The 16,624-nt window shown below is 48.1% G+C and carries 11 protein-coding genes; 6 read left to right on the forward strand and 5 right to left on the reverse strand.

Translation table 11 applies throughout. The features are described from left to right. The first annotated feature begins 142 nt into the window (after positions 1–142). From C943_RS10880 to mnmC2, 5 genes are all read left to right on the forward strand, one after another. Positions 143–2,335: a heavy metal translocating P-type ATPase gene (locus tag C943_RS10880; RefSeq protein WP_008627595.1), complete on the forward strand. Its 2,193-nt coding sequence runs from the start codon at positions 143–145 to the stop codon at positions 2,333–2,335. Positions 2,336–2,414: 79 nt separating this feature from the next. Further along, positions 2,415–2,621, forward strand: coding sequence for a heavy-metal-associated domain-containing protein (locus C943_RS10885; protein ID WP_008627597.1), 207 nt, complete (start codon positions 2,415–2,417; stop codon positions 2,619–2,621). A 65-nt stretch (positions 2,622–2,686) separates the two neighbouring features. Continuing rightward, the gene (locus C943_RS10890) at positions 2,687–3,925 is read left to right on the forward strand and encodes a M16 family metallopeptidase (RefSeq protein WP_008627600.1); all 1,239 of its coding nucleotides are present in this window, start codon (positions 2,687–2,689) and stop codon (positions 3,923–3,925) included. A 23-nt stretch (positions 3,926–3,948) separates the two neighbouring features. After that, positions 3,949–4,431, forward strand: coding sequence for a 2-C-methyl-D-erythritol 2,4-cyclodiphosphate synthase (ispF, locus tag C943_RS10895; protein ID WP_008627601.1), 483 nt, complete (start codon positions 3,949–3,951; stop codon positions 4,429–4,431). A 1-nt stretch (position 4,432) separates the two neighbouring features. Beyond that, entirely contained in the window at positions 4,433–5,122 is a 690-nt protein-coding gene (mnmC2, locus tag C943_RS10900) for a tRNA (5-methylaminomethyl-2-thiouridine)(34)-methyltransferase MnmC2 (protein WP_008627604.1), read from the forward strand. Between the two features lie 10 nt (positions 5,123–5,132). Here mnmC2 and C943_RS10905 read toward each other — a convergent pair whose 3' ends face one another. Then, positions 5,133–9,494: a hypothetical protein gene (locus tag C943_RS10905; protein ID WP_040480126.1), complete on the reverse strand. Its 4,362-nt coding sequence runs from the start codon at positions 9,492–9,494 to the stop codon at positions 5,133–5,135. Positions 9,495–10,452: 958 nt separating this feature from the next. Then, the gene (locus C943_RS10910) at positions 10,453–11,496 is read right to left on the reverse strand and encodes an RluA family pseudouridine synthase (protein ID WP_008627609.1); all 1,044 of its coding nucleotides are present in this window, start codon (positions 11,494–11,496) and stop codon (positions 10,453–10,455) included. 173 nt (positions 11,497–11,669) lie between these two features. Here C943_RS10910 and C943_RS10915 point away from each other — a divergent pair, with 173 nt between their 5' ends. Then, positions 11,670–12,599, forward strand: a complete 930-nt coding sequence (locus tag C943_RS10915; RefSeq protein WP_008627611.1) for a 1-aminocyclopropane-1-carboxylate deaminase/D-cysteine desulfhydrase — start codon at positions 11,670–11,672, stop codon at positions 12,597–12,599. On the opposite strand, the gene C943_RS10920 is transcribed toward C943_RS10915, so the two are convergent. From C943_RS10920 to C943_RS10930, 3 genes are all read right to left on the reverse strand, one after another. Further along, positions 12,578–13,216, reverse strand: coding sequence for an AlbA family DNA-binding domain-containing protein (locus C943_RS10920; RefSeq protein ID WP_008627614.1), 639 nt, complete (start codon positions 13,214–13,216; stop codon positions 12,578–12,580). The two genes, C943_RS10915 and C943_RS10920, sit on opposite strands and share 22 nt — an antisense overlap. 42 nt (positions 13,217–13,258) lie before the next feature. Beyond that, positions 13,259–15,295, reverse strand: a complete 2,037-nt coding sequence (gene uvrB / locus C943_RS10925) for an excinuclease ABC subunit UvrB (protein ID WP_008627615.1) — start codon at positions 15,293–15,295, stop codon at positions 13,259–13,261. Between the two features lie 65 nt (positions 15,296–15,360). After that, the gene (locus C943_RS10930) at positions 15,361–16,551 is read right to left on the reverse strand and encodes an Lnb N-terminal periplasmic domain-containing protein (RefSeq protein ID WP_008627617.1); all 1,191 of its coding nucleotides are present in this window, start codon (positions 16,549–16,551) and stop codon (positions 15,361–15,363) included. Positions 16,552–16,624: the final 73 nt, after the last annotated feature.

Raw genomic sequence — 16,624 nt, forward strand, 5'->3', positions numbered from 1 at the left:
CTTTTTAACTCCCTTGCAATGTATAAAGTTCTCAGGATTCGCGGCATTACAGGAACGGTGGCGGGGTGTTTAATTTTTCCCAAAATTATGTAAGCCTGTCCGCGCGGTGGATTCTAATTTTGGGTAAACATTTTCATAAACCATGGCAACGATCAAAAAGGAAATACCCGTCATCGGCATGAGTTGCGCGGCTTGCGCGATTACCGTGGAAAAATCCCTGGCCAAGCATCCCGGCGTGAAATCCGCGGCGGTCAATTACGCCAACCATGCCGCTTGGGTGGAATGGGATGAAAAGGAAACCAATCTCCCGCAACTTCAGGAGGCAGTACAGCATGCCGGCTACGAACTGCTGATTGCCGATTTGGAAGCGGAGGACCTGGAAAGCATCCAAACCCAAGCCTATTTGGCGCTCAAGAAAAAAACCATGCTTGCAGGACTCTTGGCCCTACCCGTGTTCCTGATAGGGATGTTTGCCATGCACATGCCCTATGCCAACTGGATCATGTGGGCGTTGACGACGCCGATTTTGCTGGTTTTTGGGCGGCAGTTTTTTGTGCAAGCATGGAAACTGGCCAAGGTCCGCCAAGCCAATATGGACACATTGGTGGCACTTTCTACAGGGATTGCGTATCTGTACAGCAGCTTCAATACCTTTTTCCCAAAGTACCTGCTTGGTAAAGGCATCGAACCCCACGTGTACTTCGAGGCAGCGGCGGTGATCCTCTTTTTCATATTGCTGGGAAAAACATTGGAATCACAGGCCAAGGTGGGCACTGGGGCCGCTTTGAAAAAACTCATGGGCCTCCAACCCGACGAGGTGAGCGTACTGGACGGGACAAATGAAACCATCAAAAAAACCAAGCAAGTCAAAGCAGGTAATACCATCCTTGTCCGGCCGGGACAAAGAATCCCCTTGGATGGAATCGTCCTGGAGGGCAATTCCTATGTAGACGAGAGCATGCTGAGCGGTGAACCTATCCCCCTTGCCAAAGCCAAGGGTGACCCTGTCTTCGCTGGTACCCTCAACCAAAACGGCAGCATAGCCATCCGCGTAGAGAAATCCAGCCAACAAACCTTGCTTTCCAATATCATCCGGCGGGTGAAGCAGGCACAGGGATCCAAAGCCCCCGTGCAGCAGCTGGTCGACAAGATCGCGTCGGTCTTTGTGCCCACGGTGCTGGTGATCGGTGTACTCACCTTGCTGATTTGGGGCCTAAGCGGGACCGAGGAAGCTTGGCTGAGAGGCATGCTGGCTTTTGTCACCGTGCTCGTAATCGCCTGTCCCTGCGCCTTGGGTCTGGCGACACCCACAGCCATCATGGCTGCCATGGGCAAGGGCGCCCAGATGGGTATCCTGATCAAAGACGCGGAAAGCCTGGAGAAAGGCCGGAAAATCGATACCCTCGTGCTGGACAAGACGGGCACGGTCACCGAAGGCAAACCAAGTGTGACGCAGTTATTCCCTACCGCGCATTGGAACTCCGGGCATGCCCAGATCATCCATGCCCTCGAACAAAAAAGCGAACACCCGCTGGCCAAGGCAATTCAAACCTATTTTCAAAATGAGGCTGGACCTGTCGAAGTACAAGATTTTCACGTCCGAGTAGGCAAAGGCATCAGCGGAAAAATCGCCGAGAAGACCTACCGCGTCGGTAACCTTGCCTGGCTGATGGGGGAAAAAGTAAATCCCAACCTATCGCTTTCAACCAAGACCGAACATGCACTTGAACAAGGTGCCATCCTTGTTTACGCTGCAGAAAATGAGGAACTGATTGCTGCTATCCAGATTGCTGACCCGATCAAAGCCGGATCAATGGAAGCGATCGCCCAAGTCAAAGCTGCTGGCATCGAAGTCCACCTGCTGACTGGGGACCAAGCGAAAACTGCCCAATGGGTAGCTGAACAGGTCGGGATTCCTTATGTCAAAGCGGGTACATTGCCCGAACAGAAAGCGGCCTATGTCCAAGCGCTGCAGACCCAGGGCAAAAAAGTCGCCATGGTGGGTGACGGGATCAACGATTCCGAGGCGCTAACCTTGGCGGATTTGAGTATTGCGATGGGACATGGGACGGACATTGCGATGGATGCCGCCGGGGTGACGCTGGTGCGCTCGGACCTGCGGCAGATCCCAGCCCTGCTGGAACTTTCCAAAAAGACGGTCTCCATCATCCGCCAAAACCTCTTTTGGGCATTTATCTACAATCTGATCGGCATTCCGATTGCGGCGGGTGTCCTGTATCCCAGCTTTGGCTTTCTACTCAATCCCATGATCGCCGGCGCCGCCATGGCGATGAGTTCGGTGTCTGTGGTGGGGAATAGTCTGAGGTTGCGGTAAAATCGGTCTTTCAAATAAAATCACTTAACCAAAATATTTTTGATTCAAATTCCCATTTCCATTAAACTCGTAAGAAAAAATGAAACTGCAATTCAAAACCAACGTCAAATGCGGCGGATGTGTCGCTGCCATCACACCTGAAATGGATAAACTCGGTGCTGCTTGGTCCGTAGACCTCGGCCATCCCGACAGAATCATGACTGTCGACGGCAATGTCCCCAAGGAAGCTGTCCTCTCCGCCATGAAAACGGCCGGATACCAAGCCGAAAGCCTCCCCGAAAATTGATTTTGCGCTTAATTTGCTAGCTTTGCCCCGATAGTTATCCAGCCGATAGCTTTCGGAAAGCGTCTATGATCAACTACCAACAATTCACCTTGGACAACGGCCTTAACGTCATCGTCCACGAGGACCTTGGCTCCCAAATCGCCGTTGTCAATATTCTTTATAAAGTAGGGTCGAAAAACGAGGTTCGCGGAAAAACGGGCTTGGCGCATTTCTTCGAGCACCTGATGTTTGGCAGCAGCAAAAACGTCCCCGTCTTTGACACCGCGCTCGAGCGCGTCGGCGGTTCCTGCAATGCCTTTACGAACACGGACTACACCAACTACTACATCACCCTGCCCGCGGTGAATCTGGAGACAGCCTTTTGGCTCGAATCGGACAGGATGTTTCAATTGACCCTGCAGGAAAAGACCATCGAAACCCAACGGAAGGTCGTAATCGAAGAGTACAAGCAGCGCTACCTCAACCAGCCTTATGGTAATGTGCTCCACCTAACAAGGGGCTTGGCCTACGATGTGCACCCGTACCAATGGCCGACCATCGGCAGGGATATTCAAGACATTGTGGATTATACCCAAGCGGATGTGGAGGCCTTTTACCGGACGCATTACCGACCTGACAATGCCATCTTGGTCGTGGCGGGCGGTGTGAAAACAGCCGATGTGCAGCGTTTGGCAGAAAAGTGGTTTGGGGAGATCCCGGCGGGAAACATCAAAAAAGCCGACATTCCCCGCGAACCAAGCCAAACCAAAAAGAAAATCAAGACCGTGTACGCCGACGTCCCGAGCGACGCGCTTTACAAAGTATATCATGTGCCTGGAAAGCTTGAAGAAGGATTCCTACAAGCCGACTTGATCACCGATGTGATGGGTTTTGGGAAATCTTCCATCCTGGAGCGTCAGTTGGTGCAAAAAGGCCACGTCTTCTCCTCCGTGGAGAATTATGTCACCGGCACCTCCGATCCGGGTTTGATGGTTTTTTCAGGGAAAATGGAAAAAGGCCAAACTGCTGAACAGGCCGAGGAAGCGCTTGATAAGGTAGTCGGTGCATTTCTCCAAAACGGTTTTCCGGATCAGTTCCTCGAAAAAATCAACAACCAAGCGGAAGCCGGCCTCGCCTACGATCAGATCCAATTGATCGGAAGGGCAATGAATTTGGCTTATTTTGCTTACTTGGGACATCCTGACCTGTACATTCGGGAGTTTGAGCGAAAGAAAAACATCCCTATAGACAGCATCATGTCTTGGGCAAAGAACATCCTCAAGGAGGAAAACTCCTCGGTTATTTATTACAAATCAAACAATTGAGGTCCTCGGACCATTTATCCCATATGACCAATTTTAGAATAGGATTCGGATACGATGTACACCAATTGCAGTCGGGGTACGAGTTTTGGCTTGGAGGCATCCGCTTGCAGCACCAAAAAGGCGCCGTCGGCCATTCGGACGCAGATGTGTTGATCCACGTGATTTGTGATGCGCTCCTGGGCGCCGCCAATCTACGGGACATTGGCTATCATTTTTCCGACAAAGACCCCAAATACAAAGGTATCGACAGCAAAATCCTCCTCCGCGAGGTGATGCAGCTTATCCGGCAGGAAGGCTACGAAGTCGGCAATATCGACTCGACTATCTGCCTACAGGTCCCCAAGGTCAATCCCCATATTCCCGAGATGAAGAAATGCCTGTCCGAAGTGATGGGCGTTGAAGAAAGAAACATTTCCATCAAGGCCACCACGACCGAGAGATTGGGATTTGTGGGAAGGGAGGAAGGAATTTCGGCCTATTGCGTGGCCCTGATATATGCAAAATGAGATGAAACGGGAAGTCAAAATCATCCAAACCGAGGACGGTTCCCATTCACTTTTTGTGCCGGAACTGAATGAGACCTATCATTCCTTTCACGGGGCGTACCGCGAATCCATCCATGTGTTCATGCTTTATGGCCTGGAAGCTTGGTACAGCAAAAATTCGAACCACTTTCCGATCCGGATTTTCGAGCTTGGCTTTGGGACGGGCTTGAATGCCTGGCTGACCTTGGTATGGGCCGAACAATACAACGTTCCGGTCCTTTACCATACGATAGAGCCATTTCCGTTGGAAAAAGAGATCTACAGCCAGTTGAATTACGTCGAAGTAGATACGTCGATATATCACTACGCGCCCTATTTCAAAAGATTGCATGAGGCACCCTGGAACGAGGGGAGAATTTTTTCGGAGTATTTCAACATGAAAAAAGACCAAACCACTTTGGTGGATGCCGTATTGTATCCAGCGGATGTGGTATTTTTCGATGCTTTTGCACCCAACAAGCAGCCGGAACTGTGGACCAAGGAAAGTTTGGGAAAAGTCGTGGAAGCGATGAATCCGGGCGGCGTTTTCGTGACCTATTGTGCCAAAGGACAAGTCAAACGCGACTTGGCTGAGCTGGGCCTGACGGTAGAAACCCTTCCCGGCCCCCCAGGCAAAAAGGAAATGGTGAGGGCAACAAAGGCGGGTGGGTAATTTCCCGACTCTATTTCACAGGCGGTTTTGCCTCGGAAGTTTTCTTCTCTCTCGGTTTCTTGGCTTGACCTAGGCCCAGGCTTCCTTTGATACCACTGAATGTGGTTTTCCACCAATAGTTGAAAATAAATTTCTCCTTGTCCCTTACTTGGTAGATGCTCGCATTGATTGGCTTTCTTTGATAGCCCCGCGGGTTGTTGGATCGGACCGCAAATGTGTTGAGCACAAAGGTCAACATGGATTTCATACCCTTTCCTTTGGTCAATGTCCGCTCATCCAATAGTTGGACGTTGAGATCCTCGTACAGGAATGTCATTTTCCCAATCGCCTCGTCGTCATTGGCTTCGAAGGACCAATCTGCGTTCAAAATCCTTCCATCCCGAGCACTGGCAAATGCATTTGATTTCAGGATTGAGTTCAAAATCCCCACTCTAAACTCACCCAATTGGGCGTTGATGCGCATGGGAAAGGGCTGATGGTAAAACATATGTCCCTGCATGTTCAACTTGGCTTCTCCATTCAGGGTGGCGTTGGCAATCAGGAAGGATTCTTCCAATGGATATTCCTGACCACTTTCCAGGCCCACATAGAAGGGGAAAAAAGCCGCGCTGATGTTGGAGAACTCGAGATAACCTGGCACCATTCCCCTATCGGGAAACTCCTCATAACGTACAAAACCATCTTCAATCGTCAGGGTGTCCAGTCGCAACGCCAATCCCGCTTCCTTCATCATCTGTTGGGGCATTGGTTTGAACACGTTTTCCTTTTTGGGGAAACGCTTGTCCCTGAACATTTCCGCCTCTATTCCCTGTAATTTTAGGGATTTTGCCACCAAGGTTTTGTCGGCCAGGTACTTTTCATAATCCGGCCTTTCCAACGTGATGTTTCCAACCGAAATATGGGCCACATCCGTTTGGACACCGATCCGACGGGCATAGTCATACTTGCCGATTCTTGGCAAAAACTCCAAATCCCGAATTTCAGCTTGACGGTTATTGAGCTTGATATTCCCGATCTTGATCCGGTTGAGGCTGTCTTTCAAAAGGATTTGGTAATCGGACCAGGAAACCTCAAAATCATTCTTCAACAAAGACTTTGGATCAAAATTCTCTTTTCCCGTAAGGTCCATGACGATATCCGCCAAGGAGACATTCAGACCATTTAAAAACAATGGTTCGGCACCGGTATTTTTGTCCAACACACCAAAACTTCCTTCCACAATCCTGAAATCCTCAAGACTCAAGGACTCAAACATCCCCGAGGAGGAGCTGGTTTCCTTCTTCGTTTTGGGTGGGGCCTTTTGCTGGTCCACAAAAACCTCCAAATCCGGCCTGAATAAACTCAACTCCTGCAAACTGATTTCTTTGCCCTGCTGCAATGCTTCCAAGGATTTTGTCTTGATCAAGACTGCGGGTATATGTCCCGAGAACACCGGAATGCCCGGTTTGCCTGAAAGATTGTTGGGAATCACTCGGAAACTCTGTAGGAAGATTGCCTCCCTACGGGTATCAAACTGGACATTCTTGAAAGTCACTCTGTGGACACTGTCAGCCAATGTAAGCCAAAACTCCTCCGCACCAAGCGTCACACCCGAAAACATACCGACAAAATCCCGCTTACTGATAGTAGCGCTGTCAAGGTAGAAATCGAAGAAATTCAAGTTGATACCTGTGTTGACCAATTCCTTTTGAACTCCACCTTCCTTGATGGATACAAAAAGTTGGGCTTTCTTTGCTGTAATTGTATCGATCTGGATGACATCGATGGTCTTGGGCAAGCTACGGGGCCCAGCCTGCCTTCTCCGCCTTGGGGCTTCTGACGGCACAGCATCATCGTTGATCAAGATATTGACCAGGGCATCGTCCAGTTCCAATTTTTGTAGACCCAATTGGTTTTCAAAAAGAAACCTTTCCAAATCCACTCCCCTGAACAACATCGTTGGTATCGTCGCCGATATTTTCAGTTTCTCGTTGAGGTCTAGTTTTGGGCTCAACTTTACATTTCTGGCTATGATTTCTTCATTTGCCGAGTTGAAGTTGATACGCTCGGCATCCATGGTATATTTTCCGTCGGCGATATTAAAGATATACCTGTTCAACTGCAGGTCAACCTCTTCCGAAAACAGAAATCCCATGTTGGAAATTTCCGCGCCCTTTTGAACTTGAAAATTCTTGATGCCGAGATCGATGTCCTTGTCCGAAAAGCTCTGGGTTCCTTTAGTACTGCTGCTTTCCAATGACATAGTACCATCAAAAAGACTCAGCGAATCCACCCTTACCTCATCAAAATAATTGGTTAATAAATCCGCAATTTCCTGCCGGGTCATCACATCCTGGACAGCAGAGTCTGTTTCTGTAGGTTTGAAGCTCTTGATGGAAATCTGTGGTCGAGGCACATTGATTTGTTTGACCTGCAGTATCCCATCAAAATAGGCACTTACTATGTCCACACCTTTCGCTTCAAACTTGGGCACATAGATGTCCAGCACAGAATTCTTCCCATAAGTCTCCAAAACAGCCTTTGTTTGGACATTTTGCGGAGGTTTGATGGAAAAGCCATCGATGATGATTTCCTGTTTTTTGGTATCGAGTGAAAGCCTGTTTGCCTTGAAAAAATGCAGGTTATCGGCGAGCTTCAAGGCATAATCCTCAAACTCCAAATGCAAGTTGTCTGCCAGGAAAAAACTTCTGCTGTCACTTTCCTCGGTGCTTTCATCCAGTGCAAAATTCTCCAGCAACAGGTTTACTTTCCCAAAAGAAAGGCTGTCCTGCCTGATCTTGAGCCTATTGTCCATCACCAATGAGCCATCGCGGATCTCAAACCGTTTGAAATATATCCCTTTCAAATATTCCTGAAAAACGACGCTCACACTGGCTTCCGAAGGTTTTTTCTTTTTCCCCTGCAAATCCTTCAATACGATTTTGGGCTCCACCAAAACCACTTCCTCCATATCCAAAACCGACTCGTTGTAGGTTTTTTTCAGGTTGGCATTATTGATCATGAGTTCGGAGACCTCAATGTCGAGAATGTTCCGTGCCCGGGGCATCTCGGCAAACTGCACAGGGAACAATTGTAATCCCTCAATCCGGATATTGTCCTCAAAAGAGCTCAGCTTGACGTATTCGCCCTTGATCCAATGGATGCTGTCGCTAAGCGCCAACTCAAATTCCCGCAGAGAAACCGAGGCGTCTTCTGCATAAAAAAACTGGTTGACTTTGCGGGATTCTTCTGGACCTACGTAAAAATCCGCCATTTGAAAATCAATCCTTTCCGCTTTGATTCGGTATTCGCCTTGGGCTTGGGCGAGATTCCTTTTTCGAAACGACCCTTCAATAATCTCAAAATCCCTGATTTCGACCGAATTCAAAATCCCATCGATCAAGCTGTAGAGGTCAAATTGCTTTGGCTCAGCAGCCGTCTTTTGTCCCTCCCGGCTGACAATGTTGAAATTGGGACGCCGCAGCAGCAACTCCCCAACCTTAACCTCCGATGTATAGAACACCCGGTTGATGTCGGCATCCACCAGCTTGATATCGTCCAAATCGATGCTGAAATAGCTCCTGGAAAACTTCGAGAAATCCGGCTGGATATGGACGTCCTTTGCTTCGATGAACTGATCCAAGGATGATACGCGAATCTGCGCTGCCTTGATCGTGTGCACGCTATCCGCCAATAAAATGGCGAAATTGTCAAACCCAAACTCGAATCCTTCAGCGTTGAAAGGCGTCGCAGGACTTCGGTCCTGCATGATCTGGATATCTTTCAGACGGAAAAAAGTATTTTCAGCCTGGATCGACTTCTGGGAAATAAAGTCCTTCAACAACAGGTCGGCATCAGAAATCGCAATCTGCTTTATCCTGATTTCATTGATTTGAGAAGACAATAACGACTTTCTTATCTCTTGCCGCAGCACTTCAAGGGGAGATTGTCCCGGAATACTGTCTTTTTTTTCCGATTGCACAAACTTGAATTCCAATTGAGGGCCAACGAGCTCAATATCGCCCACGACGATCTCCTTTTTTCGAAAAAGATAATTCAAACCCTTGACCGTGACATCCTTTACCGCAGCCCTGTAGTACGGGCTGGCTGCCAAAGAATCAAATTGGCCTTCTACGGGATTGATTTTGAGTCCTACAAAGGTGATCCCCCGCTGGATAAATAGGATACGAAAGGTATCAAAGTCGATTTCGTATTTGTTACCCGAAGCTTGGTAAACTTTCTCCTTGAGGTAATTGCGCAGCAAAAGATCCGAACCAAAGTAGAAAAGTATCTGAAAGACGAGAAGGATACCACCCAGCACCAGGAGGATTTTCAAAAGCCTCCTTTTTTTCCTGGGTTTTTCTGTTTCAGTTATTGGTACTTCTTCACTCATAGGGACTCGATTAACTATTCAGAAAAACTATATTCCTTCACGTAAAGGAAATCCAAAACAATCTACTCCCGCATCTTTAGATTCTGGGAAAAAACCCCGAGCCACTTCGATTGGTATGGAATCAATACGAAAGGTAATAATTGTGCCACTTAAAAAAAAAAGGCAAAGACCTCGCTTTGGTCTTTGCCGATTGGTTTCAACTTAGGTTGAAAAGCTGTAGGAGAAGGATTCGAACCTCCACGGGGCAGTTAGGCAACACAAGAGCTCTTCATGCGCTTTTTCCAGTCCAATCCTGATCATAACCAGAAAAGGTTCCCCACCCCCGAGACAGGAGGGCTTGTCTGCCAATTTCAACACCCTACAGTGTGTAGATTCAAAAAACCGTTTGTTGATCGAACGGCTCAAAATTAACAAACAGGTTCATTTGTTAAAATTTTTTTAAAAAAATATCTCAAAATTTACATATTCGTCATTTTTTGTCGAAATGATTGCCGTAAACGAATTTAAGTTTTGTGAATTTGCCTGAAAATTGGAAAGTCGATAACGTACCACCTGACTTATGGACATAAAAAAAGCCGTGAAACAGGATTTCACAGCTTTAGTCAATTAACAATAAACCCAAAATAACCAGTAGCAGGAGAAGGATTCGAACCTCCGGGCAATGCCCACCTGGATTTCCATCCTACTTTTCAGTCGACTTTTACCAACTGATTTCGATTCAAAATTAATGGGAAAATTGATTCTTTAAAAATATTGCAAATATTTTAACAATAATTTACAGTATTTTTATTTTAAAGATTATTTTTTAACAAATCGTCACATAAAATCGATTGCGGAAACTTGAATTTTGAAAACTTAACAACGTGTTTTGAGTTTCCAGACCTGAAACAAAAGGAAAATCAGTGCGGACCAAGTCAATTTTGGTGGTATTCGAACATCCCTTAGGACAAAAACAGGATCATGATTCGAACTTTACATAATTCTCCCATTTTTCTATCAGGGATTTGAAGTCTTGCGGCAAGGGTGCCTCAAAGTACATTTTGGCATGTGTAATCGGATGGACAAAGCCAAGTGACATGGCATGGAGTGCCTGCCGGGGCATGATTTGGAAACAGTTTTCTATAAATGACTTGTACTTGGAAAACTGCGTCCCCTTGCGGATTTTATCTCCGCCGTACATGGCATCGTTGAAAAGTGGATGGCCGATGTGTTTCATATGGGCGCGAATCTGATGGGTCCGGCCGGTTTCGAGTTTGCACTCAAGCAGTGTCACATACCTCAGGCGCTTCAGCACCTTCCAATGCGTGACGGCATGTTTTCCCTGCGAACCATCGGGATAGGATTCCATTACCTTGCGGTCCTTGGGACTGCGGCCCACGTGTGCACGGACGGTACCGGAATCTGCCTCGGGTTCGCCCCAGACCAAGGCAATATAGGTTCGGTCGATGTGATGGTGGAAAAACTGTTTGGCCAAATCCGTCATCGCCGCTTCGGATTTTGCAATCACCAACAATCCCGAAGTATCCTTATCAATACGATGCACGAGACCGGGCCTTCCCGTATTTCCAGGCAAAGTCGGCAATTGATTGAAATAATACACCAAGCCATTGACCAAGGTCCCGGTCCAATTGCCGTGCGCAGGATGGACTACCATGCCGGCCGGCTTGTTGATGATCAGGAGATAGTCATCTTCAAAGACTATGTCCAGCGGGATTGGCTCGGGCAAGACCTCCGTATCTCGTGGAGGCCGATCGATAAATACCTTGATCTCGTCGAAGGGCTTGACTCGGTAATTGGCTTTGGTAGGTTGTCCGTTGACCAGGACGTTTCCGGCGTCAATAGCCGTCTGGACCTTGTTGCGCGTGGCGTGGGCCACCTTTTCGGTCAAAAACTTATCGATCCGCGTGAGCCCTTGGCCCTTGTCAACGATAAATGAAAAACGCTCAAAGAGTTCTACCTCCTCATCCTCATCATAATTTTCGAGTTCCAAATCCTCCGCCATCCTGCAAAAATAAGGGCAATTGCGAAAGATTCGGATATTTGGCAGAGAATAGAAGTACGAAGTTTGAAATGTGAAGTGCGAAATTGCTTGCCAATGCAGCTTGGACTGGTAACGCTATGGATTACCAAAACTTCTGCACCAATATAAGATGCCCCAACAAGAACCAATGGCGAATGCTTTTTCCTGAGACAATTTTAACCCAAGAAATCGACCTGCCCATCCTTCGGGAAAAGGGAATCAGGCTTTCTCTGCGGAGATTGGACATGGTGCATCCCATGGTCTCCGGCAATAAGTTTTTCAAACTCAAATACAACATCGCGGAAGCCAAAAAGCAGGGAAAGAATACCCTGCTGACATTTGGAGGCGCTTTTTCCAACCATATCCATGCGGTTGCGGCAGCGGGAAAAATACTTGGTTTCAGGACTATTGGCGTCATCAGAGGGGAAGAAACCTTTCCGCTAAATCCGACACTCAGATTTGCGACGGAGGCTGGAATGCGGCTGCATTATGTCGACCGGGAGAGTTACAGAATCAAAACCCAGGAAACATTCTTGGAAAGTCTGAAACAGCAATTCGTCGAGTTTTTCCTGATTCCTGAAGGTGGGACCAATGCTTTTGCTATTAGCGGTACGAAGGAAATCCTATTGGCTGAGGATGAACATTTCAGCCACATTGCGGTCGCAATCGGTACGGGTGGCACTTTTGCGGGCATCGCGGGGAGCTTGTTTTCCCATCAGACGCTTTTGGGATTCTCATCGCTGAAGTGGCTTTCTATCCAAAATGAGATAAACCAACTTCTGGAACTTCACCAAATTCAGCCAAGGGGAGCTGTTCGGATTTTGGACCAATACCACTTTGGCGGCTATGCAAAGCACAAACCCGAGTTGCTTGATTTTATGTTGGATTTCTTCGCGCAAACGGGCATCCCCTTGGACCCCGTTTACACTGGAAAAATGATGTTTGGGATCCTGGATCAAGTGAAAAAAGGAGCATTTGCTCCCGGATCAAACATCCTTGCGATGCATACGGGCGGGCTTCAAGGCATCTTGGGCTTCAATGAGCGCTTTGGGACAAAGCTTCCCTACACTTCCTTGAGAATGTAAATGTCCTCCTTCTCCATAGGCATTACCTGAAGGACGTTGGCCAATACAAGCCTGATGAGTGTCTTGGAAGCCAAGAAACGGGGCAGTTTGGCCAGCTGTTGGAACTCGCCGAGTGTGATTTGGCCCTTCTGCGCCAAGGCCTTCATCAGCACCGTTTCCTTTTCGCCGTAGGTAAAAACAATATCCTTCGGAACTCTGCTTTTCTTGAGGATCTCCCACATCTCCCGGCTAGCCTGCAGGCTCTTCTCTCCGGAGCGCACGTAGGCCCTTTTGCGCTCACCATCAAGGATGTAGTGCGGCCGTGAAGGGGATTTAGGGATTTGGAAAACCGCCACGCCCTTTTTCTCGCTCAGTTTGAAAATCTCCACTTCATAATCCAAAGTGGGTCGGATCAGATCCGCGATTGCATTTTTGATTACAAAAACCTCCTCTTCAATGAAGCGCTGCCCGCTGACCGTGCCGTCATCATCCACACCTACCAATAAACACCCTCCTTCGGTATTGGCCAAAGCGATCAATTCACGCACAATTTTCTCGGGAAACATGGCTTTCTTTTTGAACTCCAGCCGGAGGCCTTCGCCCTCTTTCGCCAATTTGTGGATATCCTGCAGGGTCATTGTTTTGGAATTCTTTTGTCTTTTTCGGGAAAAGCCTGTCTATCAAACGCCCCTTTTCAATTCCTCAAGCCTGTTTTTGAGTCCCTGCCATTCGTCACGGAGACGGGCCGCCTCCATGAAGTTGAGTTCTTTGGCTGCCTTCTCCATCTGCTTCTGGGTTTGGGCAACCAATTTTTCCAACTGATCCTTGCTCAAGTACTGTACGACAGGATCCGCTGCTACCAAGGCTTCCGCATCCACCGGTTCGTCGTAGAATTTGGCGTTTTTCTTACTGTCGGCCACTTTGGTTTGGCCGAGGATCTTCTCCTTGGATTTGCGGACAGTTTTGGGAACGATACCATTTTCCTCGTTATAGGCCAATTGCAGGCTTCGTCTCCGCTTGGTCTCGTCGATGGCGGACTGCATGGATTCGGTAATGGTATCCGCATACATGATGACCTTGCCGTTTTCATTTCGCGCTGCGCGGCCGATCGTTTGGACGAGGCTACGCTCATTGCGCAGGAATCCTTCCTTGTCGGCATCCAAAATCGCCACCAAGGAAACCTCAGGCAAGTCCAAGCCTTCCCGCAATAGATTTACGCCCACCAATACGTCGAAAATTCCCAAGCGTAACTCCCTCAATATCTCGACCCGGTCGAGCGGCTTCACCTCTGAGTGGATGTAGCGGCTTTTCACCCCGACGCGCTCCAGGTACTTCTGGAGTTCCTCCGCCATCCTTTTGGTCAAGGTAGTCACCAATACACGATCGCCCATTTTGACCCGCTCGTCGATTTCCTCCAAGAGATCATCAATTTGGTTGGCGCTGGGCCGCACGTCGATGATGGGATCCAGCAATCCTGTTGGACGGATGATCTGCTCCACCACTACGCCCTCTGTCTTGGCCAACTCAAAATCCGCAGGCGTCGCGCTGACATAGATGACTTGGTTGATCAGGCTTTCAAACTCGTCAAAATTCAAAGGCCGATTGTCCAGGGCTGAGGGAAGGCGGAATCCATATTCCACCAAGTTCACCTTGCGTGAACGGTCACCGCCCCACATACCTCGGATCTGCGGCACGGTCACGTGGCTTTCGTCAATGACCATCAAAAAGTCGTCAGGAAAATAGTCAATCAAGCAGAAAGGCCGTGTTCCCGGTTTTCTCCTATCGAAATATCTTGAATAATTCTCCACCCCCGAGCAATAGCCAAGCTCGCGGATCATCTCCATGTCAAATTCGGTCCGTTCTTTTAGCCTTTTTGCTTCGATGAATTTCAGGTCCTTTTCGAAAAAAGCCACCTGCGCCATCATGTCGTCCTGGATTTCATGGATGGCCGTGTCGATCACGTCGCGGCCTGTCACGAAGAGATTTGCCGGGAAAATGGAAATGATCTTTTCGTCCGAAATCTTTTTTCCCGAAGCCGGATCGATACGTTGAATTGCTTCGATCTCATCGCCCCAAAAGAATATCCGGTAGGCGAAATCAGCATACGCCACAAAGACGTCCACGGTATCTCCCTTTACGCGGAACGTCCCATGGCTCAAATCATTGTTGGTGCGGCTGTAGAGGATATCCACCAACTTGAACAGCAATTGGTTCCGGGGAATCCTGTCTCCTTCCTGCAGGCGGATCACGTTTTTTCCAAATTCGTCAGGATTCCCGATACCGTAAATGCATGAAACAGAAGCAACCACAATCACATCGCGTCTGCCCGACAGCAATGCGGAAGTGGCACTCAGGCGTAGTTTCTCGATTTCGTCATTGATCGAAAGGTCTTTTTCGATGTAGGTGTTGGAAGTGGGAATAAAGGCCTCAGGCTGATAATAGTCGTAGTAGGATATGAAATACTCCACCGCGTTTTCCGGGAAAAACTGCTTGAATTCCCCGTAAAGCTGTGCTGCAAGGGTCTTGTTGTGGCTGAGTACCAGCGTTGGCTTTTGGACCTGCTGGATGACATTGGCAATGGTAAAGGTTTTTCCCGAGCCCGTCACACCCAACAGCACCTGGGCAGAATCCCCGTTATCAACGCCTTCGACCAATTGTCGGATGGCCTCAGGTTGGTCCCCGGTGGGCTGGTACTCCGATGTGAGTTTGAATTCCATACCTCAAAATTGAAAATAGATAACACTCGCAGGGAAGCAAAAAGTTTGGGAAAAAGAGAAATCGGCTATGCTTTTTTCTCCCACCCAAACCTATCCATATTGTAATACAAGAAATTTGTCCGAAGCAAAATCACCAACAAAACCGGCACGATGCTCGGATGAAAGGATTGAATCCCGAATATCCAAACCAACAGGGCCACATTGGTCAAGGTCATCGCCGCGAGCAGGTATTTCCTCACCCAAGGTTTGACTTGATTTCCCAACAAAGCGAAAGCAAGGATCAGGTTGGTTGGCAATGCCCAAAGCACGTTCCAGTTGAGTTTGGTTTGGGAATGGAAAGTAAAAAACCAGAGTGACACAATGACAAGTCCCAATAATCCCAACGCCGCGAAAAAACCGACGTCGAAGCCCTTGTAAAGCCGCTTTTTCTTATATCCTACAAAGGTCAAAACCACAACCGCTATGGCAAATATCCACCAAAGCACATAGGGATTGAGCAGGTCCATCTTTGACTCCCTTGGCGGAAAATTGAGCACTTCGAGCTTTTCCTTTACCAGTTTGCGGCTAGGGCCGTCACCAACAATCACGGCGCGGTCAAATGCCGCCTCCATGTAATCAGGCAGGAATTGCTTTTCGCGTTCCTTTGCATCTATGTCGATGACAGAGCCTAATGCCAAATCAATCCCAAAATCCGCCCAAGGCAAGGGGTACACATATTCGTCGATCAGGTTCCTAAAGGTTTTTTGTTCAGCCAGCAGGTCTTCATTCCAATCCAGCTGTTCTCCCAGGACCTGTTCCATCACATCCCTTATCCGCGTCGCGCAGTTGTCATAGAAAAAGTCATAGCGGTAAAACCGGTTTTCGGGCAGGTAGTTGTTGTCCAAAAATTCGATCAGCTTCGCAATTTGTTCCGGACTGAGGTCGAGGACCTGCTCACGGACATTGCGCTGGAAATAGTTGTACTCCATCAAAAACCGCTCGTATGTCGTCACGCTGAGCATGTAGTCGAGCGTTCGTTGGGTGAATTTGAGGTAGAAAAACGGTGTATTGAAATCGAATGTCCCGTAGTTGTACACCCAGTTCTGGTTGGTCTCCTTGTTCCATATCCGGATGGCGCTGTGTCCAAAAGCCGAGTACAATTGGTCTCCCGGATCGCAGGTCAAAAGCGAAACCTGGTATTGCTGTGCGTTGGCAAAAAAAATAGTCGAATAAATAAACGGGTAAATAAGGAGTAACTTTTTCAAATGCTTGCCCATACAACTAAATTCATGAAGGTGATAGACTTTTTCAAATATGGGTGTTTACGGCGGGAAAAATCGTATTGGGTTT

Origin of the sequence: Mariniradius saccharolyticus AK6, from assembly GCF_000330725.2 — a bacterium.
Taxonomy (GTDB): Bacteria; Bacteroidota; Bacteroidia; order Cytophagales; family Cyclobacteriaceae; genus Mariniradius; species Mariniradius saccharolyticus.

Bases quoted from the DNA above. Each gene is read 5' to 3' on its own strand.
- C943_RS10880 (WP_008627595.1), top strand. From the start codon at position 143: ATGGCAACGATCAAAAAGGAAATACCCGTCATCGGCATGAGTTGCGCG.
- C943_RS10885 (WP_008627597.1), top strand. From the start codon at position 2,415: ATGAAACTGCAATTCAAAACCAACGTCAAATGCGGCGGATGTGTCGCT.
- C943_RS10890 (WP_008627600.1), top strand. From the start codon at position 2,687: ATGATCAACTACCAACAATTCACCTTGGACAACGGCCTTAACGTCATC.
- ispF (WP_008627601.1), top strand. From the start codon at position 3,949: ATGACCAATTTTAGAATAGGATTCGGATACGATGTACACCAATTGCAG.
- mnmC2 (WP_008627604.1), top strand. From the start codon at position 4,433: ATGAAACGGGAAGTCAAAATCATCCAAACCGAGGACGGTTCCCATTCA.
- C943_RS10905 (WP_040480126.1), bottom strand. From the start codon at position 9,494: ATGAGTGAAGAAGTACCAATAACTGAAACAGAAAAACCCAGGAAAAAA.
- C943_RS10910 (WP_008627609.1), bottom strand. From the start codon at position 11,496: ATGGCGGAGGATTTGGAACTCGAAAATTATGATGAGGATGAGGAGGTA.
- C943_RS10915 (WP_008627611.1), top strand. From the start codon at position 11,670: ATGCTTTTTCCTGAGACAATTTTAACCCAAGAAATCGACCTGCCCATC.
- C943_RS10920 (WP_008627614.1), bottom strand. From the start codon at position 13,216: ATGACCCTGCAGGATATCCACAAATTGGCGAAAGAGGGCGAAGGCCTC.
- uvrB (WP_008627615.1), bottom strand. From the start codon at position 15,295: ATGGAATTCAAACTCACATCGGAGTACCAGCCCACCGGGGACCAACCT.
- C943_RS10930 (WP_008627617.1), bottom strand. From the start codon at position 16,551: ATGGGCAAGCATTTGAAAAAGTTACTCCTTATTTACCCGTTTATTTAT.